This is a genomic window from Kitasatospora sp. NPDC057512, from assembly GCF_042802135.1.
In the GTDB taxonomy this organism is placed as follows: domain Bacteria; phylum Actinomycetota; class Actinomycetes; order Streptomycetales; family Streptomycetaceae; genus Kitasatospora.
In genome coordinates this window covers 1-5,568 of record NZ_JBHVET010000597.1, presented here as the reverse complement: position 1 = coordinate 5,568, position 5,568 = coordinate 1, and the positions used below count along the sequence as shown (strand labels likewise).

Sequence of the window (5,568 nt, the reverse complement as noted above, 5' to 3'; positions counted from 1 at the left end):
ACCACCAGCTGGCCGCGCGACAGCCGCGGCGGCCAGAGCGCCGCCTTCAGGCGCCGCCGGCCGGCGCTCCGGTCCGCGACGGGCTCGGGCGCGGGCGCGGGTTCGGACTCCGCTTCCGGCGCGGGCTCGGGCGTGGGATCGGGCTCAACGGCAGGCGTGGACTCCGGCTTCGCCCCGGCCTCCGGCTCGGCCCCGGGAGCCGGCGCGGCGACCTTCGTGAGCCGCAGCGTCGGCTCGGGCACCGAACCGGCCTCAAGCTCAGCCTTAGCGTCAGACTTCTCCTCCGAGGCCACGACGGGCTCCACGGCCTCCGCGGTCGTCCCGGCCGTCCCGGCCGTCCCGGCAGCCTCGTCCGCGTCCGCCGCATCCTCCGCCCCGGGTGCGTCCACGACCTCCTGGACGGGCTTCGAAACCGCCTCCTCGACCGCTTTCCCGCCCGGCTCTCCACCCGGCTTCCCGGCGGCCGGCCCGGCCACCGCCGCCTCCCGCCGCTCCTCCGCCGCGGGCTCGCGGCCCGGCTCAGGCACGGAAGACATGGCGCCGGATCGCGGCCGCGTTGGAGAAGATGCGGATGCCGAGGACGACGACCACGCCGGTGGACAGCTGGGAGCCGACGCCCAGCTGGTCACCGAGGAAGACGATCAGTGCCGCGACCACCACGTTCGACAGGAACGAGACGATGAACACTTTGTCGTTGAAGATCCCGTCGAGCATCGCCCGGACGCCGCCGAACACGGCGTCCAGCGCCGCCACCACCGCGATCGGCAGGTAGGGCACGACGGCGTCCGGCACCTCGGGTTGGACGAAGAGGCCGACGACCACCCCGATCACAAGACCCAGTACGGCAATCACGGTCTGGCTGCTCCTGTCCCTGTCGTGGTCTTGGTGGTTCCGGTCGACGGACGCCGCTTGGCGGTGGAAGCACCGCTGGACGGGGCCGACGAGGCGGAAGCGGAAGGCGATGCCGATGGTGAGACGGACGCGCCGGGGCTCTCCTGGGTTCCGGCCGCGGCCGACGGCGTTCCGCCAGGGGTCGCCGGGGGCGAGGCCTCGGGTGAGACCGGCTGCGCCGTCCGCAGCGTCACCCCCACCGCCGCCGGCAGCGTCAGGCTCTTCTGCACGGAGAGCGTCGACTTGATGCCGTACTGCTCCTGGAGCAGCCGCAGGTACTGCCCGGCCATGTCCTTCTCGAAGGCGCCGAGGAGTTTCGAGCCGTCCCCGATCGCCTGGATGTTGTACGGCGGTACCAGCGGCCGGTTGTCCACCAGCACCGCCTCGCCCGCGGCCCGGATCGCGGACAGCGCGGTCAGCCGCTGGCCGTTGATCGCGATCGCCTCGGCCCCGGATCCCCAGAGGCCGTTCACCACCAGCTGCAGGTCGCGGTCCCGCAGCCGGCCGCTGTTGGAGAAGCCCTGCCCCGCCCTCGGGTCGACATTGCCGCCGCTGCCCGTGCCCGCGGCGTCCTCCAGGACCAGCTTCAGGCCCGGCCCGGTGACCTGGCCCAGGCCCACGGCCCCGCTCACCCCTCCGGGATCCGCGTCCCCCGAGGCGAGCGCCTGTTGCTGCGTGCTGTCGACCTTGAGCCGCAGCTCCTGCACCTGCTTCTGCAACCGGTCGGCCGAGGTGTTGCTGTCGTTGATCCGGTGGATCAGCGCGTCCCGTTCCTTGGCCAGCGAGGGCTCGGCCTTGTGCGCGTTCACCGCGCCCACCGTCACCACCGCACCGACCAGCGCCAGCCCTGCCCCGAGCGTGAGCAGCCCCGGCAGGGTTCCGGGTATCCGGCTGTCGCGGGCACCGCCGCGCGCGGCGGCCGCCTCCGCGTAGCCCTCGTCCAGGCTGTGGTCCATCACGTTGGTCAGCAAGGACATCGAGGCATCCGGACGGTTGTACCGTCCGTTCGGGGCACTCGGCGTCGGCGTCGCTGGCATGGAGACCATCGTCCCATGTCGTCGAGGGGGCCCGTGCACGGCCCCTGAGCTGCACACACGCTGCACACATGACGGAATGTGACGGAGTATTCCGAATGATGTGAAAACGGACAGAGGGGCGCGCGTGTCACACCGCGCGCCCCGCCGTCCGAGGCAGTTCCGAGCTCGGCTCCTGACCGCTCTCGGCTCCTGGTCGTGCTCAGCTCCGGATCGTCACCGTCCCGCTCCGTCGACCACGGCCGCCCACTCGTCCAGCAGCGCCTCGGTGGCCTCGTCGTCGGGGCCCTCCGCCCAGAGGTGGGTGACCGCCTCGGCCGGGTCCGGGAGCACCAGCGTCCAGCGCCCGTCCGCCTCGACCACCCGGACGCCGTCGGTGGTGTCCAGCCGACGGCTGCCGGCCGCCTCCACCACCGAGCGCATGACCATGCCCTTGGCGGCCCACGGCGTCGCGATGTCCCGGCGCCGGATGTGCGCCTGCGGGATCCGGGCGTCGATCTGGCTCAGCGTGAGCTGGGTCCGCGCCACCAGGCCGACCAACCGGACGAACGCCGCGGCACCGTCCAGCACCCCGCTGAACTCGGGCACCACGAAGCCGCCGCGCCCGTCCCCGCCGAACACCGTGCCCTCGGCGGAGGCCGCCTTCGCGAGGTCGTCCGGCGTCGTCGTGGTCCAGATGACCTGGGTGCCGTGGTACGCGGCGACCTGCTCGGCGATCCGGGTCGTGGTCACGGGGAGTGCCACCTGCCCGCTGCGCCGCTCGGCGGCGACCAGGTCCAGCAGCACCAGCAGCGCCCGGTCGTCGTCGATCACCCGCCCGAGCTCGTCCACGAAGGCGACGCGCTCGCCCACCGGGTCGAACCGCACCCCGAAGGCCGCCCGCGAGGAGGCGACCAGCTCGCCGAGCCTGGCCAGGCCGGCCCGCCGCGTTTCCGCGTCCTCGGTCGGCCGCGCCTCGTCCAGGCCGCTGGAGACGGTGAGCGCCTCCACCCCGAGTCGGCCCAGGATGCTCGGCAGGACGAGGCCCGCGCTGCCGTGCGCGGTGTCCACGACCACCTTCAGCCCGGCCTCCCGGACTCCGGTGGTGTCCACCGTCCGCAGCAGGTTGCCCGCGTAGGAGTCGAAGACGCTGGAGGGGAAGGTCAGGTCCCCGATCTCACCGGGGAAGGCCCGCCGGAACTCCTGCCGCGCGTAGACGCGGTCGAGCTTGCGCTGGCCGGCCTGCGAGAGGTCCGCCCCGCGCTCGTCGAAGAAGAGGATGTCCAGCGAGTCCGGCACACCCGGCGTGGTCCGCAGGAAGATCCCGCCCGCGCTGCCCCGCGCCGTGTGCTGCCGGGCCACCGGCATGGGCACGTTCTCGAGGTCGCGGACGTCGATCGCGGAGGTCTGGAGCGCCGAGATCATCGCCCGTTTGAGCGCACGCGCGCCACGCGAGTGGTCACGCGCGATGGTGACGGTGGCGCCCTTCTTCAGCGTCGTCGCGTACGCCCCCGCCAGCCGGACGGCGAGTTCCGGGGTGATCTCGACGTTCAGGATGCCCGAGACACCGCGGACCCCGAACAGGTGCTCCTGGCCGCGCGACTCCCAGATCACCGAGGTGTTGACGACCGCGCCGGCCTCGATGGTCTTGAACGGGTACACCCGGACGTTCGCCCCGATGATCGACTCCTCGCCGACCAGGCACTCGTCCCCGATCACCGCGCCGTCCTCGATCCGCGCGGCCCGCATCACGTCGGTGTTCTTGCCGACCACGCAGCCCCGCAGATTGCTCTGCGGCCCGACGTACACGTTGTCGTGCACCACCGCCTTGTGCAGGAACGCGCCGCGCTTGACGACCACGTTGCTGCCCAGCACGGTGTGCTCGCGGATCTCCACGCCGGCCTCGACCTTGGCGTAGTCCCCGATGTACAGCGGCCCGCGCAGCACCGCCTCCGGGTCCACCTCGGCGCCCTCGGCGACCCAGACCCCCGGGGAGATCTCGAACCCGTCGAGCTCGACGTCGACCTTGCCCTCCAGGACGTCCGCCTGGGCCTTGCCGTAGCTCTCGTGGGTGCCCACGTCCTCCCAGTAGCCCTCGGCGACGTACCCGTAGACCCGCTTGCCCTCCTTCAGGAGCTGGGGGAAGACGTCACTCGACCAGTCGACGGACTCGCCCGCCGCGACGTAGTCGAAGACCTCGGGCTCCATCACGTAGATACCGGTGTTCACCGTGTCGGAGAAGACCTGCCCCCAGGTCGGCTTCTCCAGGAACCGCTCGACCCTCCCCTCCTCGTCCGTGATCGTGATACCGAACTCCAGTGGATTCGGCACCCTCGTGAGACAGACGGTGACCAGAGCGTTCTTACTGCGGTGAAAGTCGATCAATTCCGAGAGATTGAAGTCGGTCAACGCGTCACCGGAGATCACCAGAAAGGAATCGTCCTTGAGCGCGTCCTCGGCGTTCTTGACACTCCCCGCAGTGCCCAGTGGCGTCTCCTCGTGGGCATAGGTCAGATGCATGCCCAGCTCTTCGCCGTCACCGAAATAGTTCTTGACCAGCGACGCCAGGAACTGCACGGTGACGACGGTGTCGGAGAGGCCGTGCCGCTTCAGCAGCCGAAGCACGTGCTCCATGATCGGCCTATTGGCGACCGGAAGCAGCGGCTTCGGCATGCTGGAGGTCATCGGGCGGAGTCGAGTGCCCTCGCCCCCTGCCATTACAACGGCTTTCATTACGGGTGCGTCCTCCTTCGCGGTGGTGGACCGGCAGGTCCATCAAAGCGTTCCAGAAGGTTCTCTACCCGGAAGGTATCGTCCGACGCACCGAGGAGGCGTGGGGCTTCTCTCAGATCACGTCTCAGACTGTGGACGCCGGGCCCGCGGTGCTCCCCCGGACGATCTGCCGCGCCTGGACCGCGTAAAGAATCGCGGCCCACCAGTACAAGGTCGTCCCCCACCAGATGAACGCCCAGCTCACCACCTCGGCCGGCCGGGCGATCCAGCTGTCGACACTGCCGAGCAGCAGAAGCGGAAACGCGTACATCAGATTGAAGGTCGCGGCCTTCCCCAGAAAACTCGTCTGGAGCGGTCCGTAACCGTGCCGGGCCAGAATCGGCAGCAGCCCGGCGATGAATGCCTCACGGGCCAACAGGATCGCGGTGAGCCACCACGGCAGAATCCCACGCCACGTCAACCCGACCAGCGTGGACAGCACGTACAGCCGGTCGGCCAGCGGATCGAGCAGCTGCCCCACCCGGCTGATCTGCCCCCACCGGCGGGCGAGCTTCCCGTCCAGGTAGTCGCTGACCCCGCTCAACATCAGGATCAGCAACGCCCAACCGTCATTGTTGGGCCCGTCGAAGACCGGCCACAGGATGAGCCAGAGGAAGAGCGGAACACCGACCAGCCGGCCCATGCTCAGCATATTGGGGATGGTGAGGACGCGATCGGTCTGGACCCGCGTCTCCTGGACCTCCACCCGGGGGGCCTCCTGTCCCGTGTGACGACAATTGCATGTTGACCCTACAACAGAGAAGCCCCCGACCGGTTCACCCGGCGGGGGCTTCTCTAGAAGAATTGTTCGGCGGCGTCCTACTCTCCCACAGGGTCCCCCCTGCAGTACCATCGGCGCTGTAAGGCTTAGCTTCCGGGTTCGGAATGTAAC

Annotated in this window: 4 protein-coding genes, 1 rRNA gene and 1 pseudogene; all 6 read right to left on the bottom strand. The window is 70.1% G+C overall.

Features of this window, described 5'->3' with window-relative positions:
* A pseudogene (locus ACFU6K_RS29965) lies at positions 1-389 on the bottom strand (hypothetical protein); the annotation flags it as partial.
* A 130-nt stretch (positions 390-519) separates the two neighbouring features.
* Positions 520-852, bottom strand: coding sequence for a small basic family protein (locus ACFU6K_RS29960; protein ID WP_030062488.1), 333 nt, complete (start codon positions 850-852; stop codon positions 520-522).
* Positions 849-1,868: a DUF881 domain-containing protein gene (locus ACFU6K_RS29955; RefSeq protein WP_380668259.1), complete on the bottom strand. Its 1,020-nt coding sequence runs from the start codon at positions 1,866-1,868 to the stop codon at positions 849-851. The genes ACFU6K_RS29960 and ACFU6K_RS29955 overlap by 4 nt, the downstream gene beginning before the upstream one ends.
* Before the next feature lie 273 nt (positions 1,869-2,141).
* Positions 2,142-4,637, bottom strand: a complete 2,496-nt coding sequence (locus tag ACFU6K_RS29950; RefSeq protein WP_380668257.1) for a sugar phosphate nucleotidyltransferase — start codon at positions 4,635-4,637, stop codon at positions 2,142-2,144.
* A 124-nt stretch (positions 4,638-4,761) separates the two neighbouring features.
* Positions 4,762-5,382, bottom strand: coding sequence for a CDP-alcohol phosphatidyltransferase family protein (locus tag ACFU6K_RS29945; RefSeq protein ID WP_380668255.1), 621 nt, complete (start codon positions 5,380-5,382; stop codon positions 4,762-4,764).
* 100 nt (positions 5,383-5,482) lie between these two features.
* Positions 5,483-5,568: ribosomal RNA gene (gene rrf, locus ACFU6K_RS29940) — 5S ribosomal RNA — on the bottom strand; the annotation flags it as partial.